General features: G+C 51.1%; 25 protein-coding genes and 1 pseudogene. 8 read left to right on the plus strand and 18 right to left on the minus strand.

Going from position 1 to position 25,198, the window contains the following annotated elements; translation table 11 throughout:
* The first annotated feature begins 16 nt into the window (after positions 1-16).
* Positions 17-2,311, plus strand: coding sequence for a phosphatidylglycerol--membrane-oligosaccharide glycerophosphotransferase (opgB, locus tag BBA90_RS17245; RefSeq protein WP_065650515.1), 2,295 nt, complete (start codon positions 17-19; stop codon positions 2,309-2,311).
* A gap of 8 nt (positions 2,312-2,319) precedes the next feature.
* Here the strand turns inward: opgB and BBA90_RS17250 are convergent, their stop codons facing one another.
* On the minus strand, positions 2,320-3,033 hold the full coding sequence (locus BBA90_RS17250) for a GNAT family N-acetyltransferase (protein WP_065650208.1): 714 nt from the start codon (positions 3,031-3,033) through the stop codon (positions 2,320-2,322).
* A gap of 52 nt (positions 3,034-3,085) precedes the next feature.
* The gene (locus BBA90_RS17255; protein WP_065650209.1) at positions 3,086-3,583 is read right to left on the minus strand and encodes an RcnB family protein; all 498 of its coding nucleotides are present in this window, start codon (positions 3,581-3,583) and stop codon (positions 3,086-3,088) included.
* 226 nt (positions 3,584-3,809) lie between these two features.
* Here BBA90_RS17255 and BBA90_RS17260 point away from each other — a divergent pair, with 226 nt between their 5' ends.
* Positions 3,810-4,490, plus strand: a complete 681-nt coding sequence (locus BBA90_RS17260) for a YecA family protein (protein ID WP_065650210.1) — start codon at positions 3,810-3,812, stop codon at positions 4,488-4,490.
* A gap of 575 nt (positions 4,491-5,065) precedes the next feature.
* Here BBA90_RS17260 and BBA90_RS17265 read toward each other — a convergent pair.
* The 7 genes and pseudogenes from BBA90_RS17265 to BBA90_RS19560 all read right to left on the minus strand — a co-directional run.
* Complete coding sequence (locus BBA90_RS17265) at positions 5,066-6,112, minus strand: DUF1176 domain-containing protein (RefSeq protein ID WP_065650211.1); 1,047 nt, start codon at positions 6,110-6,112, stop codon at positions 5,066-5,068.
* Positions 6,113-6,223: 111 nt separating this feature from the next.
* Positions 6,224-6,601: a DUF1090 domain-containing protein gene (locus BBA90_RS17270; protein ID WP_065650212.1), complete on the minus strand. Its 378-nt coding sequence runs from the start codon at positions 6,599-6,601 to the stop codon at positions 6,224-6,226.
* Between the two features lie 333 nt (positions 6,602-6,934).
* Entirely contained in the window at positions 6,935-7,621 is a 687-nt protein-coding gene (locus BBA90_RS17275; protein WP_065650213.1) for an outer membrane protein, read from the minus strand.
* A 32-nt stretch (positions 7,622-7,653) separates the two neighbouring features.
* The gene (locus BBA90_RS17280; protein ID WP_065650214.1) at positions 7,654-8,151 is read right to left on the minus strand and encodes a GlcG/HbpS family heme-binding protein; all 498 of its coding nucleotides are present in this window, start codon (positions 8,149-8,151) and stop codon (positions 7,654-7,656) included.
* A gap of 103 nt (positions 8,152-8,254) precedes the next feature.
* Positions 8,255-8,884, minus strand: coding sequence for a response regulator transcription factor (locus tag BBA90_RS17285; RefSeq protein WP_065650215.1), 630 nt, complete (start codon positions 8,882-8,884; stop codon positions 8,255-8,257).
* Positions 8,881-10,203, minus strand: coding sequence for a sensor histidine kinase (locus tag BBA90_RS17290; RefSeq protein ID WP_065650216.1), 1,323 nt, complete (start codon positions 10,201-10,203; stop codon positions 8,881-8,883). The genes BBA90_RS17285 and BBA90_RS17290 overlap by 4 nt, the downstream gene beginning before the upstream one ends.
* 180 nt (positions 10,204-10,383) lie before the next feature.
* Positions 10,384-10,566 (minus strand): annotated as a pseudogene (locus tag BBA90_RS19560) (tyrosine-type recombinase/integrase); the annotation flags it as partial.
* Between BBA90_RS19560 and BBA90_RS19390 the strand changes: the two are divergent.
* Positions 10,494-10,715, plus strand: a complete 222-nt coding sequence (locus BBA90_RS19390) for a hypothetical protein (RefSeq protein WP_167350682.1) — start codon at positions 10,494-10,496, stop codon at positions 10,713-10,715. The pseudogene BBA90_RS19560 and the gene BBA90_RS19390 overlap by 73 nt on opposite strands.
* 168 nt (positions 10,716-10,883) lie before the next feature.
* Here BBA90_RS19390 and BBA90_RS17295 read toward each other — a convergent pair whose 3' ends face one another.
* From BBA90_RS17295 to BBA90_RS17340, 9 genes are all read right to left on the minus strand, one after another.
* On the minus strand, positions 10,884-11,720 hold the full coding sequence (locus BBA90_RS17295) for a DUF4942 domain-containing protein (RefSeq protein WP_065650217.1): 837 nt from the start codon (positions 11,718-11,720) through the stop codon (positions 10,884-10,886).
* Positions 11,721-11,833: 113 nt separating this feature from the next.
* The gene (locus tag BBA90_RS17300; RefSeq protein ID WP_065650218.1) at positions 11,834-12,154 is read right to left on the minus strand and encodes a TA system toxin CbtA family protein; all 321 of its coding nucleotides are present in this window, start codon (positions 12,152-12,154) and stop codon (positions 11,834-11,836) included.
* 33 nt (positions 12,155-12,187) lie between these two features.
* Positions 12,188-12,553, minus strand: coding sequence for a type IV toxin-antitoxin system YeeU family antitoxin (locus BBA90_RS17305; protein WP_065650219.1), 366 nt, complete (start codon positions 12,551-12,553; stop codon positions 12,188-12,190).
* A gap of 31 nt (positions 12,554-12,584) precedes the next feature.
* Positions 12,585-12,806, minus strand: coding sequence for a DUF987 domain-containing protein (locus BBA90_RS17310; protein WP_065650220.1), 222 nt, complete (start codon positions 12,804-12,806; stop codon positions 12,585-12,587).
* Positions 12,807-12,814: 8 nt separating this feature from the next.
* Complete coding sequence (gene radC / locus BBA90_RS17315; protein ID WP_065650221.1) at positions 12,815-13,285, minus strand: RadC family protein; 471 nt, start codon at positions 13,283-13,285, stop codon at positions 12,815-12,817.
* Positions 13,286-13,355: 70 nt separating this feature from the next.
* Positions 13,356-14,177, minus strand: a complete 822-nt coding sequence (locus tag BBA90_RS17320; protein WP_065650222.1) for a DUF932 domain-containing protein — start codon at positions 14,175-14,177, stop codon at positions 13,356-13,358.
* 622 nt (positions 14,178-14,799) lie between these two features.
* Complete coding sequence (locus BBA90_RS17330) at positions 14,800-15,639, minus strand: hypothetical protein (RefSeq protein WP_065650224.1); 840 nt, start codon at positions 15,637-15,639, stop codon at positions 14,800-14,802.
* Between the two features lie 59 nt (positions 15,640-15,698).
* Positions 15,699-16,133 (minus strand): hypothetical protein, encoded by a 435-nt coding sequence (locus BBA90_RS17335; protein ID WP_065650225.1) that lies wholly within the window; start codon positions 16,131-16,133, stop codon positions 15,699-15,701.
* 361 nt (positions 16,134-16,494) lie between these two features.
* Positions 16,495-17,769 carry a hypothetical protein gene (locus tag BBA90_RS17340; RefSeq protein ID WP_065650226.1) on the minus strand — a complete coding sequence of 425 codons (1,275 nt, stop codon included), beginning with the start codon at positions 17,767-17,769 and terminating at the stop codon, positions 16,495-16,497.
* Between the two features lie 329 nt (positions 17,770-18,098).
* Between BBA90_RS17340 and BBA90_RS17345 the strand changes: the two genes are divergently transcribed.
* The 5 genes from BBA90_RS17345 (at position 18,099) to BBA90_RS17365 (ending at position 24,987) form a co-directional block, all read left to right on the plus strand.
* Positions 18,099-18,302, plus strand: a complete 204-nt coding sequence (locus tag BBA90_RS17345) for a helix-turn-helix transcriptional regulator (RefSeq protein ID WP_065650227.1) — start codon at positions 18,099-18,101, stop codon at positions 18,300-18,302.
* Positions 18,303-18,653: 351 nt separating this feature from the next.
* On the plus strand, positions 18,654-19,685 hold the full coding sequence (locus BBA90_RS17350; RefSeq protein ID WP_065650228.1) for a YagK/YfjJ domain-containing protein: 1,032 nt from the start codon (positions 18,654-18,656) through the stop codon (positions 19,683-19,685).
* A gap of 945 nt (positions 19,686-20,630) precedes the next feature.
* Positions 20,631-23,015 carry a dynamin family protein gene (locus tag BBA90_RS17355; RefSeq protein ID WP_065650229.1) on the plus strand — a complete coding sequence of 795 codons (2,385 nt, stop codon included), beginning with the start codon at positions 20,631-20,633 and terminating at the stop codon, positions 23,013-23,015.
* The gene (locus BBA90_RS17360; protein WP_430914193.1) at positions 23,012-23,917 is read left to right on the plus strand and encodes a diguanylate cyclase regulator RdcB family protein; all 906 of its coding nucleotides are present in this window, start codon (positions 23,012-23,014) and stop codon (positions 23,915-23,917) included. The genes BBA90_RS17355 and BBA90_RS17360 overlap by 4 nt, the downstream gene beginning before the upstream one ends.
* Complete coding sequence (locus BBA90_RS17365; protein WP_065650231.1) at positions 23,914-24,987, plus strand: patatin-like phospholipase family protein; 1,074 nt, start codon at positions 23,914-23,916, stop codon at positions 24,985-24,987. Before BBA90_RS17360 ends, BBA90_RS17365 begins: the two co-directional genes overlap by 4 nt.
* The last annotated feature ends 211 nt before the right edge of the window (positions 24,988-25,198 follow it).

A 25,198-nucleotide genomic window follows, 5' to 3' on the forward strand; every position in this document is an offset into this window, starting at 1 on the left:
CATCTATCGTGAGGATTTGCCGTTGGCATTGCTTTCAATTGTGCTGTTTCTGACCGCCATTATCGTTTACAGCTGTAAAGCCGGACGCAATACTTTCTGGTTTATCCTGATGCTGCTGCTGCTCACGCTGTTTATTGTGCTGAATGCCACGCTGTTCGCCAGCAACTATTTTACCGGTGACGGCATTAACGATGCAGTGATCTACACGCTGACCAACAGCCTGACGGGCGCCGGCGTCAGTAAATATGTGGTGCCCGCTATCGGGCTGATTATCGTGCTGTTTCTGCTGTTCTGCTTTCTCTCATGGATTTTGCGCCGCCATAAACGCCCGCATCATCTCGGCTGGAGCCTGCTGGCGATCGCCTGTGCCGCCGGATCGGTACAGACCACGCCGGCGTTTCGCCAGGTTAAAGATCTGATTGCCTCCCACGCACACGCGGGCGACTCCGATTTCGCTACCTGGTATATTACGCCGCAGAACCGTATCGAACAGCCCGCGCTTAACCTGGTCTATATCTACGGCGAGAGTCTGGAGCGCACCTATTTAAATCAGCAGGCTTTTCCCGATCTGGCGCCAGAGCTGAGCCGCGAGCAGGCGCAGAGTCTGGATTTCAGCCATACGGCCCAGCTTCCCGGCACCGACTACACCATTGCCGGCATGGTCGCTTCGCAGTGCGGCATCCCGCTGTTTGCCCCTTTTGACGGTAACGCCTCAGCCGCGCTCTCCAGCTTCTATCCGCAGAGCCTCTGCCTCGGCGATATTCTCAAAAACAGCGGCTACGAGAACTGGTTTATTCAGGGCGCCGATCTGCGCTTTGCCGGCAAAGACACCTTTCTGCTCTCGCACGGCTTCGCTGCCGCGAATCTCTATGGCGCGCAGGAGCTGAAAAGCCGCGTGGCCGATCCCGACTACCGTAACAACTGGGGCTTTTACGACGATACCGTGCTGGACGAGGTGTTTGAAAAATATACTGAGCTGTCACAGCAGAATAAACGCTTTGCCCTGTTTACCCTGACGGTGGATACCCATCACCCTGATGGCTTTATCTCACGCAGCTGCCGGCGCAAGAGCTATCAGTATGACGGCAAACTGAACCAGTCATTCAGCGCCGTCACCTGTTCGCAGGAGCACGTGGCGCGCCTGATTGAGCGTATCAAAGCCTCGCCGTGGTTTAAAAACACCGTCATCGTCGTCAGCTCCGATCATCTGGCGATGAACAATACCGCCCATCCCTATCTGACGAAGCTGCCGCGCCACGATCTCTTTATGGTGATCCGCGGCGACCAGCCGCAGGCGGCGGTGCGCGATGCCCCCCGCAGCACGCTGGATAACGGTGCCACGGTGCTGGAGATCCTCGGCGGCGACAAAGCGCTGGGTCTTGGCCGCAGCTCACTCTCCACGCCGTCGCTCTCCACGCAGTTTGACGACATGGCGAAGAAGGTCAGCAGCTGGAAAGCCGATATTGTGCAGCTGTGGAATTTTCCGGCCAGCATGAAAGATTTCACCATCGACCAGCAGAAGAATACCTTTACCTTCTCCGGCGCCACGTTCCGCCTGCCGATCCTGTTCCGGCTGGGCAATAAGCAGGTGGAACCGCTGCCGGAGGGGGAGTATGCCGCGCCGCTGCGCTATCAGCTGGCGGATTTTGCCGCGAACGACAAATTTGTCTGGGCTGACCGCTGCTTTAAAATGGCGCGACTCTGGAAGCCGGAGCTGGCGCTCTCTACCGATCTCTGCCTGGCGATGGGCCAGATGGGCGGTCAGCCCAGCGTGGTGCGTATCGATCAGCCGCTCTGGCACGGCAAAACGCACTTCCCGCCGCTGCGCGTCAGCCCGGAAACCTGGCGGCTCAACCAGCAGCAGATCCGCATTGAAGATAATGACATTCGCTACGATGCCGACAGCTTTGTGCTGAACGTGCCGGGCGCCCCGCACAGCATCCGGCGCTTTAGCGGCATCTCGCGTCCGGAGAGCTGGGGACGCTGGTCAAACGCCAACCTGGCTCCGGAGGTGAATATTGAGTATGCCGACCCGCTGCCGCCGCGGTTTGATCTGGTGATCACCGCGCGCGCGTTTGGTGCCAATGCGCAGCAGCCAATTCCGGTACGCGTAGGCAGCGAGGAGCACGTTCTGCGGCTGGGCGATACTTTCTCAACCACCACACTGCACTTCAGCAATCGCGACGGCAGCCATAATCTGGTGATTGTGCCACCAGCGCCGCAGCTGTCGAATCAGGATAATATTGTGGGTCAGGCGCCGCGTAAGCTCGGCATTGGCATGGCGGAGATCCGCATTGTGCCACGGCCCTGAGCGCGGCCTCAGTCGCGCTGGCGCAGCGTCTCCAGCCGCTCCCGCTGCGTGCCATCGGCGCTGAAATTATCCGGCGCCAGCCAGCGCTCAAAGGCGTGCTTTAACACCGGCCAGTCGCTATCGATAACAGAGAACCAGCAGGTATCGCGGCTGCGGCCTTTATACACCATCGCCTGACGGAACACGCCCTCGGGCTGAAAACCGAGCCGCAGCGCCGCCTGGCGCGACGGCTGATTGCAGCTGTCGCATTTCCATTCGTAGCGGCGATAGCCGAGCTGGTCAAACGCATATGCCATCAGCAGAAAGTGCGCCTCGGTTGCCATGCGGGTACGCTGAAGCAGCGGTGAAAACACCACATATCCTACTTCCATTACGCCGTGCTGCGGCTCGATACGCATCAGGGCGAGCGTCCCTACCGCCTGCCCGCGCTGCAGGTCAATCACGGCAAAATGCAGGTAATCGGGAGTATGCTGGCAGGCGGCGGCGAACGTCAGCCACTCATGCTGCGATGCCGGACGCTCCACGGGCAGCCAGGTCCAGCTGCGATCGTCTGCGGCCTGCGCATGCGCGGCGCTGAGATCGGACGCATGGCGTGGCGCATCCAGCGGCTCAAGGCGACAGTAACGCCCCTGAAGCGTAATGCGCTGCGGACGCGGGCGCGGCTGCCAGTCAGGTAATGCAACACCCGTCGGCTGGCCAAATGCATTAACGGTCGGGGCCATCTTTCCTGCCTCTGAAATAAAACAGGCGGACCCGGTGGCCCGCCTGCTGGCGTTATCCCTTAAAGAAGATGTCGCCCGATTTGCCCATCACGATTTTGCCGCTGTCATCGGTGATCTGAATATAGTTGGCGTTGATGTAAGCCCAGTGAGCACCGGCCTGCGGAGCGGGCAGATGACGCGCCTGCCAGTCAGTGATGGTGTACTCTTTTTTGCGATACTCTTCCGGTACCACATCGCCGACCTTGTGCTCTTTGTAGTCGATAATAATGGTGTGCAGATTGTAGTTGTTGGCGGCGGAAGGCTGCTCGCCGGTGCCGTTGTTAGACGGGCGAACCGGCGCGTCGTCGCCTGATGCAGCAGGTGCCTGAGCGGCTGGCGCATCGGCGTCTGGCACCGGTGCGGCGTCAGGAGCCTGCGCGTCCGGCTGCTGCACCTGAGGCGGCATTGGTACACTATCGGTCTGCTCATCCGCTGCCAGTGCGGCTGGCGTCAGGCTGAGCGCCCCCAGAAACAGGCTGGCTGATAAAAAGGTTAGGTGTGTCCTGCGCATTGGTGATTCCCACTCTGATGAATAGTCTGATGTCCATTTACTGACAAGCGCACCGGGCCAATGGTTCCCGCTGCCGAGCAGCGCTCGTCGCGTCATGCCACAGCATACCTCAGCCTGGCCCGATTCAGGCGCGCTAAAATTGCAAATAATCGTGATAATGCCGCTATAATCGCGCCATGAGATGCGGGCCTGGCCCGTACAGAATATTACGTGCAGGAGAGAACCGATGAATCAGGGGCCGTTAACGGAAAAAGAGCTGAACTGGCTGGATGACATGCTGGAGAAGTATGGCAATGCGCACTCCGTGGTGGATACGGCCGAGCTGGATGGGATGCTGACCGCCCTGCTCTCCGGCCCGAATGATATTGAACCCAGCGAGTGGCTGGTGGCGATGTGGGGTGGCCAGAAGCATATCCCTAAATGGGCTAATGAGCGCGAAATGGATCGCTTTATGACCCTGACCTTTCAGCACCTGAATGATATTGCTGAGCGTCTGGCCGAGTTTCCGGAGCAGTTTGACCCGCTGTTTGGCCTGCAGGAGATGGAGGGCCAGGAGTTTACCGTGGTCGAAGACTGGTGTTACGGCTATATGCGCGGCGTTGCGCTGGACGCCGACTGGTCACAGCTGCCCGACGCGCTGCAGCCGCAGCTGCAGGCAATTGCCCTGCACGGCAGCGAAGAGCAGCGTGAAGCGCGCGAGGCGCTCGATCCGGACGCGTTTGAAGCAAGCATGGAGGCGATTCGCCCGGCGGCGCTGGAACTGCACGAATACTGGCAGGCCGAGCGCATGGCGCAGCCCGATCCCGAGCCACAGCTGCCGTTCTTTGCCGGTGACAAAACCGGCCGCAACGATCCCTGCCCGTGCGGCAGCGGCAAAAAATATAAGCAGTGCTGCCTGAATAAATAACCTGCGTTGGGGTCGCATGATATCGCGCCTAATCCAACCCGGGCCGCATAAATGCGGCCCCTGGGGGTATCGCGCCCAATCCACCCCGGGCCGCATTAATGCGGCCCCTACAAACGCCGCCACAGAGGCGCCATTCATGGCGCCTTGGCCACACCGCGCACCTGGCCCCGGGTCGCATTAATGCGACCCCTACATTGATATCCGTAAGGGCGCCATTTATGGCGCCCGGGCCACATCGCGCACCTGGCCCCGGGCCGCATTAATGCGACCCCTACAACAATCCCCGCAGGGGCACCATTTATGGCGCTCTGGCCACACCGCGCACCTGGCCCCGGGTCGCATAAATGCGACCCCTACATTGGTATCCGTAGGGGCGCCATTTATGGCGCCCGGGTCACACCGCGCACCTGGCCCCGGGTCGCATTAATGCGCCCCCTACATTGATATCCGTAAGGGCGCCATTTATGGCGCCCGGGCCACACCGCGCACCTGACCCCGGGCCGCATAAATACGACCCCTACAAACGCCGCCGCAGGGGCGCCATTTATGGCGCCCTGGTCCCATACGGTCTGCAGTCAGGGGGCGGGTCTGACATCGCTGACCAGCACCGGCAGCTGCCAGGCGCCGCCGGCGCGGATGGCGCGGCACATGCCGGTGGTGGCGTCGCTGCTCTGTACAAAATTGCGGCCATCCCAGACCCATGCAGCGGTACTCCAGCAGTCGCCAATGCCGCGGCCTTTCTGCGCTTCGCTGATCGTCCCGGCGTGATAATCGGAGCCGGAGTCGGTGATCAGCTGCGGCGGCCCCTGCAGCGCGCGATCCATCAGCCAGTAGCCATACCCTTCGTTATAGGCACCGCGCCAGCAGAGGGCGGCGATCAGCACGTGGTCCGTATCCACGGTGGTCAGCGTCGGCGGCTCTGCGCCCTCTTCCGGCTGATCGTCTGCCGGTGCAAGATTATCGCAGCTGTCATCATCCGTCAGCGTAGCGATAAGCGCCGGCTTGATCCGCGCCAGCTCCTGCGGCGTCAGCGGACGCGGCTTTGCCTCAACGGTTCTGGCCTGGATAATCACCGGCAGCGGTACCGCAGGCGGCACGCTGCTTTCCGGCTTGCTGCCTTTACGCACCAGTGCACCCGGCGTGCCGATGCGCCCCTGCGCCTCATCCATTTTCAGCAGCACGGCAAAGGCACCGTTTGCAGAGAGATCAAACGGCTCGGCACCGCCACGGAACTCCACGCTGCCGCTGCCTTTAATGGCAGTAATAATCGACCGGGTCTGCGCATCGGTCAGCGTCCACTCATCATTATCGGCTTTTGCCAGTTCACCCAGCGGGCGATCGTCGATCCAGAGCGTCAGCGCGTCGACCTGCTTTGAGTCATCATCACCGGTATCCGCCAGCACCACCCGGCCATGCGTCGCCGTATCCGGCCCGCCCGCCCGCGTCAGTAACACCGATCCCCCCGCGCCCTCTTCCGCGCTGTAGCCCGCCGCACGACAGGTCAGCGTGTTATCGCACGCCAGCTCCCACTCTTTATGAGCAAACGAGACGCCTTCTTCAGCTATCGCCGGTACCATCAGGGCGTTAAGCAGAGGAAGCGCCAGCAGCAACCGTATCTTCATGGCATGTTTTCCATCAGAATAAAGCGGTCAGTGTGAGGATTTTTTGCAGGCAGGAGAAGTGAATTTTTGCAGCGGCAGAGACGCACAGATGTCGCCTCTGCCGCTTAGTGCTTAGCGGGCCAGTTCCGCCTGCGCGTCAGCCAGCTCTTCACGCGCCTCAGTGAGTTTGCGCTGCTGTTTTTCAATCTTATCGCGGCGGCCGCTGGCCTGCGCTTTCTGCAGATCCGCTTCGCGCTCAGACACTTTCTGCTGCTTCTCCGCCACTTTCTCCTGCTGTGACTGCAGCAGACCCGCATCAGTGCAGTGCTGCTGATTTTCGCGCAGCGCTTTCTCCAGCCCGTTAACGCGCGCTTTATTGCCATATTCGCGCGCCATCTCCAGCTCCTGCTGGATCGCCTGCTGTTTCTGCTGACAGCCACCGGCAGCCTGTGCGGCGGTGGCAGAAAACGCTGCTGCCAGCGTAATAAGTGCAATCGCTGTTTTTTTCATGGTTTCATCCTGAAAGTCGGGTAATGCGCTCATTATACGGCGAGTTCTTAAGAGGTTCTTAAAGGCACAGCGCTGCAAAGAGAAAAAAGGGGCTTATTTTGATTAAGATCAGGATTGTCACTGAATGGGGGCTACCGTAACGGTTCTTTCCGGGATGCCTCTGTCTCCGGTATTTCAACGGCAGTACGCTTTTAACTTCCGGTAACCGCTGACGCTGGCATCAATAGCAGCAAGGCAATCTTTTGAACGCGGTTAATCCATGTGTGTGGCAGGCTGAGTTAACAGCCACACTGCCACACGCTCAATAATGTCCTGCCTGAAAGCTAACGTGCCTCAGAAAAGATAGCGCGCGCCCAGCGTAAACTCGTTTGATACCAGGCGTGCTTTCATTTGTTCATCTTTCAAGCCGCGGACATTGGTGAAGTTATTGTAACCACTTTCAATTTTTCCCAGATCCACATAGCGGTACCCCAGATCGAGGGTGAGTGGTTCAAGCACCGTATAGCTAATCCCTGCACCCAGCGTATAGGTCAGGTTGTTCTGCGTCGCTGACGCATATTCGCGCGTCGTCACGCCCTGCCAGCCACCCGCCCTGATTTTGCTGACGCCGAGGCCTGCCGTGCCATACAGCGAAAATCCGTAACCCAGAGCATAATCGCGGTAGACATTAAGCATCAGACTTTCGGTTTCTGTCTGCAAATGATTAAAACTGGAAGGGAAAAGAGTGGAGCCACTGGTGTACTCCGTTTTTTGCCGGAAACGGTACTCCGCCTCGGTACGCCAGCCATTGCCAAACTGATATCCGGCAGCCAGGGCTGCGCCGTCCAGATGCTCTTTCTCGTTGCCGCTGACAAATTGCCCGACTCCGGGGCGACTGCTGGTATTCAGTTCGCTGGCCCGCTGTGTGCTTTGCAGGTATTTTGCAGAACCGTAATACCCTGCCGGAAGATGAGCATCGGCCAGAGCATGACCCGCGGTAAAAGCCAGCGGCATAAGGAATAAAACAGAAGTGATTTTCATACGTCTCTCTTAATTGATTCAGGTGGGGAAAATCATCCGGCGCTGAGAGCGTTCTGATTATTTTTCAGTGCGTCGAGCGCGCACTGCTGGTCCAGATGACCACCCGGCGCGCCGCCTACGCCGATCGCACCCACCACGTCCTTACCGGATATCACCGGTACGCCGCCGGCCAGCAGTAAAAATCCGGGAATACTGGCTAAATGCGCGGCACCGGCATTGGCCTGCGCGGTTTTCATGACCTGCTCTGTGGCATTACGCGTACTGAGGGCGGTGTAGGCTTTCATCCGGCTGGCCTCCAGCGTATGAGGACCGGCATTATCCATGCGTTTGCTAACCAGCGGCACGCCAGCGCGATCGACGACGGTGACGGCGATAGCGTATTGGCTGGCATGACAGGCCTGTATCGCGCTTTGCGCCAGTTTATCGGCCAGGGTCAGAGAGAGTGTTTTAACGGTCAGCGTATCGGTAGCTGAGCTGGCGAACGAGGCCAGGCTGCTCAGTACAACTGCGGTGAAGAACAGGCGTTTCATGATAAGGAGCTCCTTGCTTATCCCATGTTGACGATCCACAGGATAAAAGGAGTACCGGCGGTAAACTATTGGCATAACTACCAGGCGTGCCAGGTAAAATTACTTAGTCACCTGCAATTTTTTTCCACCGCGCCAGTTCACCATACGCGCTTATCAGCCTGGAGAGTGAGTGCACATCGAGCTTATCGAAAATGCTGGCGCGATGCGCTTCAACGGTACGTGGCGATAGCGCATACCGTCGGGCAATCTCTTTACCCGACTGCCCCTGCATAATCTGCGCAAAAATTTCGCTTTCGCGCGCGGTCAGCGTACTGAGGCGTTCCTGCATCAACTGCAGCTTCTGACGCTGCTTCTGCTGTTGCGCCTGCTGCTCCAGCGCCCCGCCTACTACTTCAAACAGCAAGTCTGCATCTATCGGCTTGGTCAGAAACTCAAATGCCCCGTTTTTAAATGCCCGGCGGCACAGGTCGATGTTGCCATGCCCGGTCATGATGATCACCGGAATTACCAGCCCCTGCTGTTGCCATTCGTCCAGCAGCGTAAGCCCGGTTTTACCCGGCATACGAATATCCAGCAGCATGCAGCCATTGAGTAAGGAGAGCTCTCCTGCTTCCCGCTGAAAAGTTTGCGCGCTATCAAAAGTTTTCGTCTGCCAGCCGACCGTACTTAACAGCGCGCTGAGAGAGGCGCAGATGGCCGGTTCATCGTCGATAAGATAAATTGCCTGCGTCATCTTTTTTCCTGGTGAGTCGCGGGTAACCACAGAGTGAAGCAAGCGCCCTGTCCGGCAATGTTCGCGACGTCAATTGTACCGTTAAGGCGCTGAATCAGAGTATCCGTTAACGCCATACCTAACCCAATCCCATTGGGCCGCGTGGTGAAAAACGGCATGAACACCTGTTGCAACGCTGGCACAGAGAGGCCAGGCCCGCCGTCGCTAATGCTGAGCCGGATACCGTCATTTAACGCGGCGGCTTCCAGTCTGATCCAGGCCGTACCGGCTTTATTGTGCCGCTGGGCCTGCAACGCGTTATGAACGATGTTATGCAGGATCTGTTCTATCCAGAGCGGCGGGGCAACCAGAGCCGGCAGATCCGCCGGAATATAGCTGGTAACGGTGACTTTATCATGCCGGATTTCATTCTCTAAAAGCGTGATCACCTGCCGCCAGAGCGAATCAAGCACAATCGGCTGCCAGTCAGCCTGCTCGCTGGTCAGCTTTTGCCGAAACTGCTGTAACAGCGCATCGGTCCGCTTGATCTGAACCACGGCCGCTTCCAGCAGCGGCGGCACCGGCTCCGCTTTCCCCTGCTGCAGCCAGCGCAGCGCCGTTTGGGTGTAACTCAGCGTCGCGGTGAGCGGCTGGTTAAGTTCATGCACAATACCCGCCGTCAGCTCACCCAGCGTATTCAGACGGGTCAGTTCCGCATAATGTGCACGTAAATCAGCAATATCACGACGGCGGCGGTTGATGCGGTACTGATCGATCAGATACAGCGTTGCGCCCCAAAACAGTCCGGGCGAGAGGATAAGCCACCACGGCAGCGCTCCCCAGGCAGGGTTGTCACCGGCGCTGAGCAAAAACGATTGTGAAGGGCTGACGATGGTTTTTTGCCACTGCCAGTGTTGTGCGTGACTGCGTGTTCCGCGCGTAATCACAGGCTGACTCTGCCACGTCATAACAAGCTGCCGGAAGCGCGTTTTCTCCGACAGATTGTCGAAAATGACATTCAGGTCGATCAATAACGAGCGCCTGTCGATATTCAGCCAGTAACGGCCGTCCGGCTCAATGACGATTGTCGGACGCGGTATATTGTCCGGGCGGGCACGCCACTTAACAATTTGCGGGAACAGCGTTTGCACCTCACGACTGTACTGGCTGGCTGGCAACAGCTGAATGATAGCGTCATGCTGCGCCAGCTTTACCGTCACATCGCGATATAAAATGCGAAACTCAGCGCTCTTCTCTTCATATTGCTGCTGCAGGAAATAGAGAGTTAACCCACTGCCGGAAAGCAGGGTCAGGAGCATCCAAACGACAATTTTCAGCATGTTTCGCCAGGCCAGGTGCGGGTTTATTGGGTCAGTTAAATCAGTGGATGATAATTTTTTCCTGATAGATCGGAGCTGACTCTCTGTCCGCAGTCACCGCTCATTCGCATAGATTACGGGAATTGTTATTCCACCAGAACCCCCGGCATTTGCCATAAGTATCATTTTTCGCTCAACATTCACCTTCTGGCTTACGTCGTGCCAGAGGTGAGCCTGACGGGTTTTGAGCCAGCAAATCTCAGACGAATTGATATCAGGGAAAATATACCGTTCAGGGTAGCGCAGGATCCGTGAACAATAGTCGTCACTTCAGCGCTGGTTACTTGCATGCCATTCGCGGGCAATTATTTCAAAAGTATACGCTGCAATGGTATCCGGATTTTAACGGGCAACGTTGGATGGCTCAACGGATGGAAATTGCTGCCACCATTGATTTTAGAGGGATAACTGAAGTTTGGAGGGTTCCTGCAAGTACTGATGGTGCGAAGGCCGGACTCGCCAAATCAATATAACCATCTGAATTACATAAATATTAAATCAGTTAAATCTTCGTTATATACTCACTTGTATACTCAATTAATTTTAGTTTGCTATCATTATAAATCAATGAGTTATAGCATTTTGTATAGTCTCAGTTTTGAGCCATTTTTACCAGCAGGAAGCAACTGAAACTCTCCGCTTCAACGAGGCTTAGCTAACATCCCCGGATAGTGTTTCGCAATAATGTCATTCATCCTTTCTATCAACTCCAAACGCTTGAACGTCAGATGGGCTGTTCCCTTTTGAAAGTAACGAATACTGAAGAACTCATCCTCGTACATATCCTTAGCAGGGTTATCCCGAATATGTTCCATCAACCGGGTAGAGATATCACCACGGTTGTCGGGAATCGATTTGCCATCGAGTAAAAACAGCATCCGCTCCAGATCCGCCAGTTGATCCCGCCTCCAGCCCCAGTTCAGACTAAATCCCCAACGGTTATGCGTCACCAGATTGTTAATGATGATCTTCTTACCAAAGCTACAAGGGCTATTGGTCTTATAATCCCATGACAGACCTTTGAACACATTGATGATCCCACGCTCAAATACATCCATTTTATTCAGATGTAACTGCTCAAAAGTACTGAGTATATTCGCCTCGCTGATGGCAGGTAGATCGCCCTCCTCCAGGTTCTTATGCCATTGGTCGCGCGCCTGAGCATCCATCAATGCCATCATGCCAGACTTCAACATCAAATCACGCCAGATACTGCGGTCAATATTGCGGGTGACAGCAGGGATCGCTTTATCCGCAGTGTCAGTCAGCAAACTATCGTAGCGGTGCCCGGCTTTCATCGCCCAGTCTTGCGCTGTACCACCGCCAACTTCAGAGGTTAACCGTGAAATGTCATCAAGCTGCTGGATGAGCTGTTCAATTTGCAGCAGTGCAGCATTTCGGCCAGAAACTACTCGTTCGATACTGGTCGAACAGATGAGTTCATTGTGTTCCGTTAATACAACGGGTTCTGTTTGCATCGTCAATCATCCATAAAAGCAAACACGCCTGCCGGAAATGGCAGGCGCATTATGCGATGAATAAATAAGGTGGGAAGCTCAGAGGTAAAAATCAGGAATGATGCTCGAAGAATTTATATATTCATTAATCCGGTAGCTCGCCTGGCTCTGAGAATATCGATAGCGGTCAGAAATGGTGTCTGCTCTTGCCATGTAAACCCTTTGCGGTCAGTGCGTATCAGTTCATAGCGTTCCACTAGAAAGTTCACAGCATCAGCCAGTGCTATTCCTGCTTCGATATGTTCCTGGATGGCGGAATCATCATGGAATGGTGTGTCGTTGAGCGTAAGACCGTAATGATGTTCCAGTAGGTACGTTAACAGTTGCTGCCAGACCTGAACGGGCGACAGGCGTGGCGAAACCGGCACCGTGGCCGGTACAGTTGAAATATGCATGAGTTGAGTCCCTGATAAAGGAAGAGGAAGGTGTTACCTGGTTAAGGCTGACTGGGGATAAATAGCGATGTAAACATAGCCATGAGAGCCGAGAGTGTCAGCTTCACAGGTGAGTCCATTGTGATGCAGAGTGACGCAGTGTTGACAGCGGGGATCAAGCTCTCCAGTGGTGAGCATCCGCTCTAGCTGTTTCATCATCAGTGGAAACACCTGGTCCAGACGCAATACTTCATCGTCACTGAATGAGCCATCAAACCCAGCCCGATCAGTCAGAAAGTAGAGACGGTTGCCTTCCTGTACCAGGCGAGCGCCGAAGCACGGCGTGATATTACGTTTTAATCCCCACTGAAGGCAGGATGCGTTCTCCGCTGATGAGCCGGATAAGGTGGTCGATTGCATTAACATATTCCTTAATAACTGAGAGAGGTGATTAATTCATCGTCACGCTGCGAAGGATGGCATATGGGCCTGCCCGATCCTGACGACGCTCAACAAAAACAGCGAGTATACCGCTGATATCCTGAACTTCACGTCCGTAGTAATGGCAGACACTGCCATGCCACTGGTAGTGACCTGTACAGAAGGCAGATAACCGGGATTCGGGATGCTGACGATAAATATGCATCGCCTGGTGCTTACTGATGATTTTCATTCTGTACCTCACAACCAGCCACATTCAGCAAAAGACACCACTTCGTTCCCAACAACCAAATGATCCAGCACTCGCACTTCTACCAGTGCTAACGCTTTCATTATTCGCTGGGTGATGTGTTTATCCTGCTGACTGATTTCTGTAGTACCAGACGGATGGTTATGCGCCAGAATTACTGCAGCGGCGTTGTGTTTCAGGGCTGACTTCACCACTTCGCGCGGATGTACTTCGGTATGGCTGAGCGTGCCGGTAAACAGCGTTTCTCGCCCCAAAAGGCAGTGCTGGTTATCGAGATACATCACGATAAATACTTCCCGCTCCTGATGAACCATCTGTAGCTGAAGCCAGGTCTTGGTGAAGCTGGTGGAGGTAAAAGACTCACTCGGTTGACGCTGATATTTTTCCAGCAGTCGTAACGCCCGACGAATAACGCGCTGCTCATTTGGCAGGAATACCGGGGATAAATTGATTGCCGACATAATTGCTCCTTAAAACAAAATGCCCCGCTTGCTTAGTGGCAGGGCATGAAGAGATGGATGGTAAAAAGGTTCATGAAGCAAGCTGCAGCATATTCTCAGCCATCACCCAAAGTGCGCGGTTCAGCTTCACATCCCCGTCGATGCCTTTAACGGCACGTGTATGGGAGCGTTGACCTTTGGTCGTTCGCCCCGACAGACCGCCTTTAATCAGGTTTTCCTGAATACGCTGGTAAGTGGTCCAGAGATCATTGCTTTCGTCCTGCCAGCGGCGAGGAGAAAGTATCTGTGATTCCGTCACCGGCTGATGATCTTCGCCAAAGCGATAGGTTAAAGCCGCTTTCGCCATGGCCTGCTGTGCAGGTGGCGGTAATATCAGCGACTGCATGGCATCACGTTTCTCTTCCACCCGATCAAAAATCCCCAGCACTTCATAAGCCCCTTCAATGACTTTCTCCACTACGTTGCCTTTATGCGGCACGCGCACCACACCAAAGCTCTCACCACAAATCAGCCCATTCTGGCAAACCGATCTGAATAACCCCGGCAACATTTGGTATGAGCTTGAACCGTCATGGCTGTTAAGCAGGATGATTTCTGGCACCTGTTTGCCAGTGATCTGGCCTTCGCGACGCAGACGCAGCATGTGTTTGGTGTGCTCTCGCTTGCTCTGGTCCCGAACTCGGGTCTGACAGGCAAAGAATGGCTGGAAGCCTTCGCGTTGCAGGTTATCGAGCAGGGAAATAGTCGGGATATAGGTGTACCTGTCACTGCGGGATTCATGTTTGTCTTCGCTGAAGACACTCGGCACATAGTGCGCCAGTTCGTCACGGGTTAACGGGCGGTCGCGGCGAACAAGATTGACCGCACCAAAGCGGCTGGCTAAACGGGTCATAGTTAATTCCTTTAAAAATTGGCATAAAAAGCCACTCCAGTAGAGTGGCGATGGATGGAAGAGAAAATGTTCAGGTAGAAGCTGGTGGCTACTCTTGCTGTGGCGACAGTTCACTGTCAGGTAATGTCGGCGGGATTAGCTTGTCGATCTGGTGATGTTGTAATCGACGCAGAATGAAAGGTTTACCGTACTGGAAGCATCGAAAGTACCATTCATACTTCACGACTCGCCTTATGACGGGAGGCAGGTGTTCATACGCTTTGCTGCATACCAATAAAACAAAGGCATCATCATTAATCCTGTCCTCCACTATCGCAGCCAGCCCTTTGATAACGCAACAGCAACACTTCAGCTTTTGTCGAGAAGTAGCTTTCAGGCAAGAGTGGCTAGTTTTTTTATGAGTCTTATCAGGCTAAAGGTCATCAGGCTGGCTCCCATTGTCTGGCATATGACCGACTTACTTCTTAGTAGAGTAAGTCCCGCGACGCTGAAAACAACGGGCCAGGTCAGATCCAGAGGAGCTGTATCTGGCGCTGTATCGTCCGGGAATTTTTGGCTTTTCATAGGTCTGTCCATAAAACGTCCGGTACCGCAGGAAGCGTATACCGGACCGGGTGAGTAATCAGGGGAGATCGACGGAGGCTATTTCCTCAGAAGCGTTTGTAGGGCCACTGTAAACACCGACGTATTCATTTAGAGGAAAGATAATTACTGCATTTTTCTTCGGGTCGAAAGAGCAACCATTTAATCCTGCAATTGCGGCAGTTTTCCCGGAGCTTGTGTTTTTGACAATCAGTTTGTTGTCAGCACAACTGCTAGCTTTGACGTAATTCACCACATAAGCATCCTGCTCTGCGACGATTTCTCCAGTTGCTGCTTTTGGCTGAGAGTTACTTTCTTTCTGCCCACTTACGCGTTTACTGCTGTAAGGAATATATTGCGCAGCATCGTTCCGAATGGTTGGTGGATCATCGTTCAGACCAAGATATACAGGACAATCGGAGGTACCCACCTCACAGCTCTTTTCGACGATAGCGCGTGACGGCCAGCCTTTTGTGCCGATGTAGGCAGCACCAGTTTCATCAAGGCAGTAAGTTTCCTCCCAGGTGTAATTTTTATTCTTACCCGGCATGGTTTGGGTTGTGATGAGGCAAGTCAGAGCTTTAACCGGTTTACCGTCGTAGCGGATAAAGTTCTGTTCAAGCGGGGATGCTGCATAAAGCAAAGGAGATATGTTCGCAGCAGCAGCCTTGCTTTGTACCTCAGCACTAAAACCAACTTTGTTGTTGAGTTTTACGCTGACCGCTGCATCGTTCATTTCGCGAAGCATTTCACCGCCGTTATCTGTCAGAAAGAACGTGTATCGCTCTGGGTGAATATTACCGGGAATGGTGATGGCAAAACTGAAGGCCGGGATTGAAAGAGTACAAATCAAAATCAGGCGTGAAATGAATGTCGCCATATAAAGATATCCTTACTGATGATTAACAATGTGGGAGCATGAGCTACCGTATGGGGTGATTAATGGCTGATGCAGTCTTCCCAGTTAAGGTCCTCCAGAGCATCTTTGAGCCCTGCGGTACTGAATGGGTGAGATAAGGGTTTATTCATTCGGGTGATTTCAATCTGCCCATGGCTGTCTGTGTTTTTGAGCGCTATGAAAGCGGCCTTACCTGGTGGGTAATGAATTGCGTTGATGTTAATCCCCATGGCATCTTGTCCTTCATCTGGTATATCCAATGGTTTCCTATCAGACCCGCTGTAGCTCAACATCAGATGACTGTCCCGGCAGGTGAGCGTCACGCGTTCTCCGGCGCTATTGTCGGTATTCAGTTCAAATTCCATCGCATTAACAGTGCCAAACCAGTTGCCCCATTGTTGCTCCTGGCCCATGGCGTGCACCGTTGCGCTGAACAGTGCCGTACTAAAAAAGAGTGCGGAGGTTATCTTCAACATAGAGAATCCTTGCTGTTGTTTTACAAACGAAAAATGGCCCTTTGCTGAACAAAAGGCCACCTGATCGTATGCATTTGAGAGGGGATGGGATAATCGTTAATACAGATCAGTTTCAACAAATCGATCGTTATAATCTATTCAAAAAACGATCAATTAATTAATTTTGATAGGTATCAACTATCACATGTAAAGCATCGATCGGTATTGCAGATCAATGCATAACAGCCATATCAGTAACAAATTCTGGCGCAGCTACATATGGGTTATATAGGTGTTAAAAATAATAGAAATAGTATTCTGTGGGAATGGTATTCGGCATATCACTTCGCGCTGACATACCGAAAGGATATCTTTCTAAATTCTAACCAAACCACGGGTTGGCATCGGAGTCTAATAATGGATTATCATCATCCTTCTTCTCAGATTGTGGTGGTGGGTTACGATTAATTTCATTAATTATTTCTTGAGCTTTATCTCTCTTTAATTCTTTTTCCGTCTTTATTACATCGCCTACCATTTCATTAACTCTAATATTAGTGGTCTCATTGGTTATTACATTATCATTATTTTTACTTTCAGCATGACGTTTGGTGTTTTTTTTCTTTGTTTTTCGGTAGGAACGTGCTTCCCATGCCTTTGATAATCTAGGAATGAAATTAGGATCTTTATAATAAAGAAAATAATAAATACATACAATACTCAAGTACATTTCTCTAGGATTAGGCGGCATAAAAAAGCCCAACAATGATGATGAGTGCAAATTGGTCTTTCTTATCATTTCAATACTTTTTTTATTCTTTAACTCAACAGCTAATTGTTGTTTTAAGAGATGCATATCAGACTGTACTTCTGCTAATTTGTTCAATACAGCCGATGTGGATTCACTTTCGTTCTCTTTCTTTAACTTCTCTGCTAATATAATTTTGTTATATAGGCCATCCCCTATTTCATTTATTCTTTCTAGTTGTGCATTAAGCTCTCTTTTTCGATGCCCATAAACAACTTGGCCTTTATTCTTATTAATATAGTCCCATGCCCAATTTATTTTTTTCTTCTCACTGCTCTTTAATGGTAGCTTTTTAACCGTTCTGCTGCGCTCATGCCATTCCAATTTAATCTTTTTTATTAGCTCTGTTTTGTTCTGAAAATTCAGTGTGCACCGGTCAAAAAAAGCAATGATAGACTCAACTCTGCTGCGATGATTCTCAGGAAACCGCTCACACCCAAGGTAATAATATTGCGTCTGTGGATAGAAAAAACAATCCTCATGATAAATATAGGAACTTATTTCAGAGTTTTTATTTCCGAATGCACGAATATTTATCCAGAAAAAGTAACAAGCATCATAACTACTCTTTAGCCAATCAAATTCTTTAATTGGAATCTGCAAACTCTGCATTTTCTTTAATTCTTTTGCATGGAGCTTATATATCTCAAGATCTGTATAAAATATTCTATATGCTTCGTTTATAGCGTGGACTGCCAGTTTAGGTTTTCTTATAAAAATATCATCATATTTATAAGAACGGTTTTGAACTGTAATGTAATTGACTATGGCAATATCATTCCCATGCTTCCAAAGAAAGAAATCCAGATCTCTGTTATTTTTTATGTCTATCCAAGGCAACTCAGCCAAAATAAAACCTCGCTATTGGATTAAATATTTTCCTACATTTTAAATCAAAAACGCATTCATAGCAAATTTCATAGTTAAAATCATAGTGCTTAATAACTTGATATGCTCCGTTATGACTGGCCTTCCATGCATAAAAATCAACTCATGCACAATGTACTTATGTCATGCATAAATGGTCACGACATTGATGCCGGTGCGGGTAGGAACGTCAGATAGAGCTGGTACTGAAAGGGCAATGGGAGCTCGAAATGTAAAACCATACATATGTGACCTATCCATTTGAAAGGATGCCGTCCGGCGTCCTCCCGATACATTCTTTTGGAGAAGTCATGAGCGAGTTTAATATTTACGAAGATAAATTTGTCAGCATGCAGTTTATTACTGAACTAACCGGTTTGTCCGATAAGTGGTTTTATAAAATGGCGCAGGACGGTAAGTTCCCAAAGCCGGTTAAATTCGGGCGTAGCTCTCGTTGGATTGAGCGTGAGATAAAAGAGTGGCTGGAAACCCGTATTAATAATTCAAGAGTATGAAATACAACTAAAGATAGTGATGAAAAAGGTTACTAACTTTACATCCTATTTTTATGCTTTCGTGCCTTATAGCACATGGTTTTATTCAGGTTTATAAGATCGGTTTATTTATTATTGTGTTTAATGTATTGCCAATGCATCAATTAACACATTAAATCACCAATCAATATCACTTCATATAAACACGCTATATCACACTCATTAATAGCGCACACACTTAGACTTTGTTATCACACAGGCACTATTTCTGATATCACTATTCATGCTGAATATCAGATGAAGACACTCACCCAATAACCACTTAATACATTGCCAGTCATCAATTACTGACTGGCTTCAGAGAAACACATTATGGACTTACCCGAATCATTCCTGTTATCTCATGCTGAGTATCATATTGAGAATAACACTCCCCGCATCATCATCTCTGATGACAATGAGTTCAGATTTAAATTAGAACAGCTGGATAGCTTCCTTAAGACTATCAGCAGAGGGCGTAAATTACCCTTCACTATTCTGTGCAAACGGTCTGGTTATAAAGAGAGTGCAGAGTCAGTCATCATCCTTGATGCAATCCGTTATCTTAATATACTGCCACAAGAAGCGATGAAAGTACGAATAGCTAATCCACGTATTGCTACATTCCAGTGTTTATTTAATAACACTGATTTATATGCACGTGTCCATAACGGGAAAATAGTAGGAGCAGATACCGTAACTACTGCAGAAATTCTGAACAAGCTGGTACAGGATTATCGATTCGCTGTGAGTCAGACAGGTTTTAAACAGGCGTACAGAAAGTACCTGCGGGCTTCGGTTAAAAACCTGAAAGGAGTGATGAATTACATCAGGCACCTGCAGGAGCGTCATTCCCGACTTCTGGTGTTGCGGATAGATTTGTCATGGGCAAATGAGCATAAGGCTGATATCACTGCTGATGACGCCCGTAAGCACCGCCAGCAGCTGTTTCGCAATATGCAAAAGAATCCATTGTTTCGCCATGTTCTCGGGACAGTGTGGAAGCTGGAATACGCGCCGCAACGTAAATTTCATTACCACATGCTATTTATTTTAAATGGCAATAAGGCACAACAGGATGGCGTGATTGCTCAAGCTTTTGGGGAATACTGGAAACACACCATCACTAAAGGTAAAGGCATCTACTACAACTGCAACGCTAACAAAGCGCGTTATGAGGACTGCTGCCTCGGCAAGCTGGAACGCGGTGACAGTAGTAAGGATAAGGGGTTGCTTCAGGCGCTAAGTTATCTTACCAAAATCGATGCCTGCGCCCAGCTGGTTCTCCCTGGAAATGCCAGAACCTTTGGTCGCGGAGAAGTACGTTCATTGAAAAACAGGAAGAGAACAAAAAGAGGTCGGTAAATCTAACCCGCTGCACCAGACGCTAATGCTTTCTCCCCCCATCTATCCACAAAGCCAGCTAACCATGCTGGCTTTTTTCATTTGTTCCGGAGTTCATGATGAATTATTTCGTTTTAGCCACTCACGCCGTCACCATAGATGGTGAATGGGTTACACCAGACTCTGTTCAACAGGTTGATTTTGATTCATTGCATTGCATTTACTGCAAACTGAAGATCGGTGTTCAGTTTGATCCTATTACAACTACAAAAACGTTTGTGCACCTGCCGGGGCATATCAACAATGTCGCTCGACTTAAAACATGTCGATTTAACAAGATCCGAACAGCACCAGCGCAAACCACACCAAAAACCATACCGCCTCCACAAAAGCGCCTTCCTCCGGCTAACACGACGAAACGGCAATGGCGATGCTGCTGGTGCCATGTCTGCTGGCATGGGGAGAAGATATGCCCTCAATGTGCTGGATGGATTTATGCAACTGATGCGTAAGTGGCGGTATCGACTGCTTTGTGCTAGGAGTGGGCATAACTTGCCCAAAATTAAAATACAACACTCAATTAGTGATAGCGAGCAAGTACGGTAACCTCGGGCTGACAGAGAACAGGATTTTCAATTTGCAGCCGTAAGGCTGTCCTGTTCTCCATGGTGGAGAATGGTCTTGCGGTGAGCTTAAAATAAATGATCTGACCTGTGGGATCAATTTTTCGTTACAATAATTTACGCATACGTTTGATTTTGATAGACATTTAAGCCATTTGCTACCGGCGACTTACGGTACGCTTACGTCGGTGAAACGCTTCATCCAGCAATGGTACAAGGCGGATAATCCAGCGGTGAACATATCTTCCAAAACAGCATGTTACCGGTTAAAGTCTCAATGCGATAAAATCAATATAGGGACCAATCCAAATGGTCTCAGCAAATGCATTCATAAGGAATAATAATGCACGAGAACAATATCACATTGCTGTGTAATGAAGCAGAGCGATTATTGCAGCTTAATATTAATTTGCTGAAAAAAATGGTTGATGAGCCGAATGTCCTTCTCGAAAACAAACAAAACAACACGGAACAACTCTTTAATCAAAGCAAAGCCATAAAAAGAATTGAAGAATTACAGGGTGAACGAACCAAAATTACCCGTAAAGAGATGGTACTGGCCGTCGTTGGGACCATGAAAGCCGGCAAATCAACGACCATCAACGCCATTGTGGGCAAAGAGATCCTACCAAACCGCAATCGCCCAATGACCTCAATTCCAACACTCATTCGCCACGTACCGGGCAAACATATCCCGGACCTTCAGCTAAACAATATCGAACCTATTCACCAGTTGCTGATCGCTCTCAAAAATAAGATAACGACCGACGAAGGCAAAAAGCGCGTACTTGAACTCGATAAGGATCAGGAGAAAAGTAAATTACTGCGGATTGCCACGGATGATAGCTGGTTAAAAAATAACTATGCCGGTGAAGCTGAAATTTTCACCTGCCTCGCTTCATTAAATGACCTGGTACGTCTGGCCACTGCGCTGAATGTAGAATTTCCGTTTGAAGCCTATGAAGAGGTGCATGAACTTCCGGTTATTGAAGTCGAGTTTAGCCACCTGACGGGAATGGATGATAGCCAGGGCACACTCACCCTGCTGGACACTCCAGGGCCAAATGAAGCCGGGCAACCCCAGCTCCAGACAATGATGCGCGATCAGTTACAAAAAGCTTCCGCGGTTCTGGCGGTGCTGGATTACACCCAATTAAATTCCGAAGCCGATCATCAGGTTCGCGCAGAACTGAATGATATTGCGAATGTGGCTACAGGCCGTTTGTTTGTCCTGGTCAATAAATTCGACCAGCAAGATCGTAATAGTGATAACGCTGAGACGGTCAAACAGAGCGTGCCCGCAATGCTTGAACATGGCGTTCTGAATAGCGATCGTGTTTATCCTGGCTCCTCTCGCCACGCATATCTGGCCAACCGTGCCCGCAGCGTGATAAGTCAGGCTGGGACGCTGTCTGTTCAGGAAGAGTGGGTGGAAGATTTTGCACAACTGGCCTTCGGCTTATCCTGGGAAGAAGAGGATCTCGCGAGTCCGGATGATGTCAGGAGAAACGCCGATAAAATCTGGCGCCGTTCATTGTTTGATAAGCTCATTACCGAGGTTATCCAGGCTGCACATGCTAAAGCGGCAGCGCTGGCCGTCGATTCTGCTGCAGCAAAGCTTGTTCAGAACGCGGAAAATGCCAACGAATATCTCTCGGTGCGCCATCAGGGGCTGCTGACCAGCATTCAGACCTTACAAAATCAGATCAACGGTTTGCTTAGCGATATCGATAATATCTCAACCTGCCAGAAAGATGTCGACGGCGAGGTGAAACGGGCCATGAAAGGCATCACTCGTGAAACGGATGCGTTGCTTGAACTGGCCGAGAAAACGCTGAGCAAAGGCCTGAATGAATACTTCAAAAATGGGAAGCGTCAGGAGAAAGAAGCGCTAGCGCTCAATCAGCCGCAGGAATTACAGGGTCGCAATCTTTTTGGATCGCTCATAAAGACGCTGACAGGTACAGCTCAGCCACGAGAACGTGATTTCGATCCGGACAACCCGGAAATGAAATTTAACGCGCGTTCTGACGCCGAAAAATTCATCCAGCAAATCGAAGACTCTGTCACCGGCTTGCTGGCGGAGACCGAAGAAAAAATTAAACCGACGCTGACCGAGATCGTTGCCGGCATAGAAAAAAGCTTCCATGGCAATGCGCTCCAGGCCGTTGAAAAAATTGCCCATCAAATCAACACTCGTTTAGAAGACGATGGCTTTACTGTCAATATTCACTTCCCTAAAGTGAGTCAGTTGCAAACCAATCTGTCTATCCGAACCCGCATGACCAGTCTGCTGGAGGAAAAAACCTTCAGTGAAACCAAGCGTCGCCGTTCGAGTGGAGCATGGGGAACGGTATGTAAGTGGTTCAAAACCGATGACTGGGGCTGGGAAGATTACAGCATCGATGTTACTCGTAGCGTGGTGGATATTCGCAAGATTAAAACGGCTGTGAAAAAGCAGACTAAAGAACATTTTGCTGAGTTAAACGAGACCATCGACGCGGGTATTAACAAGCCAATTCTGACCGAAATTGAGTCATTCTTCGGGACCTTTAAAAGTAAAGTGGAGCAGCTGCGTAATACGCTTATCCAGAGCACCGAGGATCATAAAAGTAACCAGAATGCGCAGGAACAGCTGACGCTGCGCCTACGTGAGCTGAATAAACTCACGCCGGAGATGATCCGCGACGGCAAAGCGCTCAAAGAAGAACTGGAGCCGATGCTGTGATGAACTCAATTCAGGAAGCACTTCCCGACAATGCGGCATGCCAGATCCTGACGTGCCTGCCGGAAAAGTTTATTGTTGATTTCGCCAACGGTATCGACATCACGCAAGATCATCTTCGGGTGCAGAAAAACCGCAGCTTCTTCACGCGAGTGAAAGAAGCGCTTAGCGGTCAGTCTTCCGCCCGGCAGAACGCGATTAATAGTGCGCTTGCAGATGGCGTTGAGGCCTCACTAACGTGGCTCACTGAACTCACCTCCTCGTTGGCCACCACCAACTATGCCCTGACGCAGGTGAATGACAGAGTGACATCTCTGGTCAGCGATACCGCGATGCTCGCCCACTATTCTGCCGACACCCGTGAGCAGCTGACCGCGCTATCTCTGCAGGTGAGCCAAAAGCTTAGCCACCTCGAGCAGCAGCTTCATCGCGTCGATATGCTCCAGCGCGGCCAACTGCATCTTGACCAGATATTTTCCAGCTGGAGCGCCGGGCGGTACTCTGCCCTGCCGTTGGCCGGACGCTGTTATGTCGCCCTTGAGGAGCTGCGCTGGGGAGCATTCGGCGATGTGATACGTCATGGCGATACGCATCAGGCAAACCAGATGATCGATATCCTCAAAAACAAAGCATTAGCCCAGCTTGCCTCCGATCACAGCTGCCTGCCGAGTGTACGCCACGACACTCACAGCTGGCTGTCATGGAATGCAGGCCAGATACAGCAAAATGACTGGCCCGATACTCTCAACTGGATGGCTGACTGGTGTACTGAAGATGCTCATCCTGTTATCTGGTCTACGACCCAGAAATACGACAATTTACCGTTGCGTATGCCGCGTCTGTGTTCAGCAGAACGCATTGCTACAAGCATGGTCGATGAAATATTCAGTCAGGAGGCTGCATGAGCCAAACGATGAAAGTGGGTCTGGCGCTTTCCGGCGGTGGGGCGATAGGTGCCTATGAAGCTGGCGTCGTCAAAGCGCTTGCGGAGTCTGGAACCGACGTCGATATGGTCTCCGGCGCCAGCATTGGCGCGCTGAACGGCGCGATTATCGCCTCTTCTTCAGGGCTGTCGCAGGCGGCGGAACGGATGGCGGAAATCTGGAACCATCTGGGTAATGGCACCGTTTTGTCGGTAAACAAATCAGCCTATTTTTCGCTGTTGTTGCAGTTTGGCATCGGGATGGGGCTCTCCCCGATGCTCAGTAAGACGGGAAGTATGCTCAGTACGATCCTCAATCGAGCGGCGCTGTTAACCGGCACAAAGGGATTTGAAAATCAGCCTTTGCTCTCGGATCAACCCTTGATTGCCCTGATGGACCGTTATCTGGACATGAACGCCCTTGCCACCGGCTTACCCCTTTTCGTCTCGTTGTACCCCACTGAGGGCGGATTGCAGGATATTGTCAACTGTATTGCCGCCGAATTGGGCTTAGGTTCAACGCGCGATTCCGAATTTTATCATGTGCAAAACTTACCCCCACAACAGCAAAAAGAGGCGCTACTGGCCTCGGCGGCATTGCCGTTGCTGTTCAAACCGCGTGAAGTCAACAGCACCAATTATAGCGATGGCGGAATGGGTGGCTGGGCGAGTTTGCAAGGGAATACGCCAGTTACACCGCTTGTCGAAGCCGGTTGTAACATGGTGATCGTCACCCATTTAAGCGATGGCTCTCTATGGGATCGCCAGGCATTTCCTGATACCACGATGCTGGAGATCCGACCACAGCGTTCATTACGCCGCAACGATGGGGCGCTGGGTGGTGCAAAAGATCTACTGGGCTTTACGGCGATGCATATTGATTCATGGATTGAACAGGGTTATCACGACACCATAAGCGCCCTAGACCGCATCCGTAACCCGCTTCAGGCCCGACGTACTCTACAAGAATCTAGTACCGCGTTAGAAAGCAGTCTGGCAGGAAATACCACTGCGGATTCGGTCTTAAAAAACGCAATGTCCCGACTTAAATAGGACGTGGCACTCAACGGAATGATTTCACATAATAAGAATTATTTTTAATTAAATCAAATTTTTATAGGTAATAATGACTTGAGCAAAAAGCGCATTGGGTCTGATAAATAATGGCTTTTACACGTTATACAGTTCGAGCCCCCAGACCCTGGCCACATATTTTTATGGCTTAACTCTCCACCTGCGCCCCAGCCCAGCACAAAACTTTGTA

Origin of the sequence: Pantoea eucrina (genome assembly GCF_001691555.1) — a bacterium.
GTDB classification, from domain to species: domain Bacteria; phylum Pseudomonadota; class Gammaproteobacteria; order Enterobacterales; family Enterobacteriaceae; genus Pantoea; species Pantoea borealis.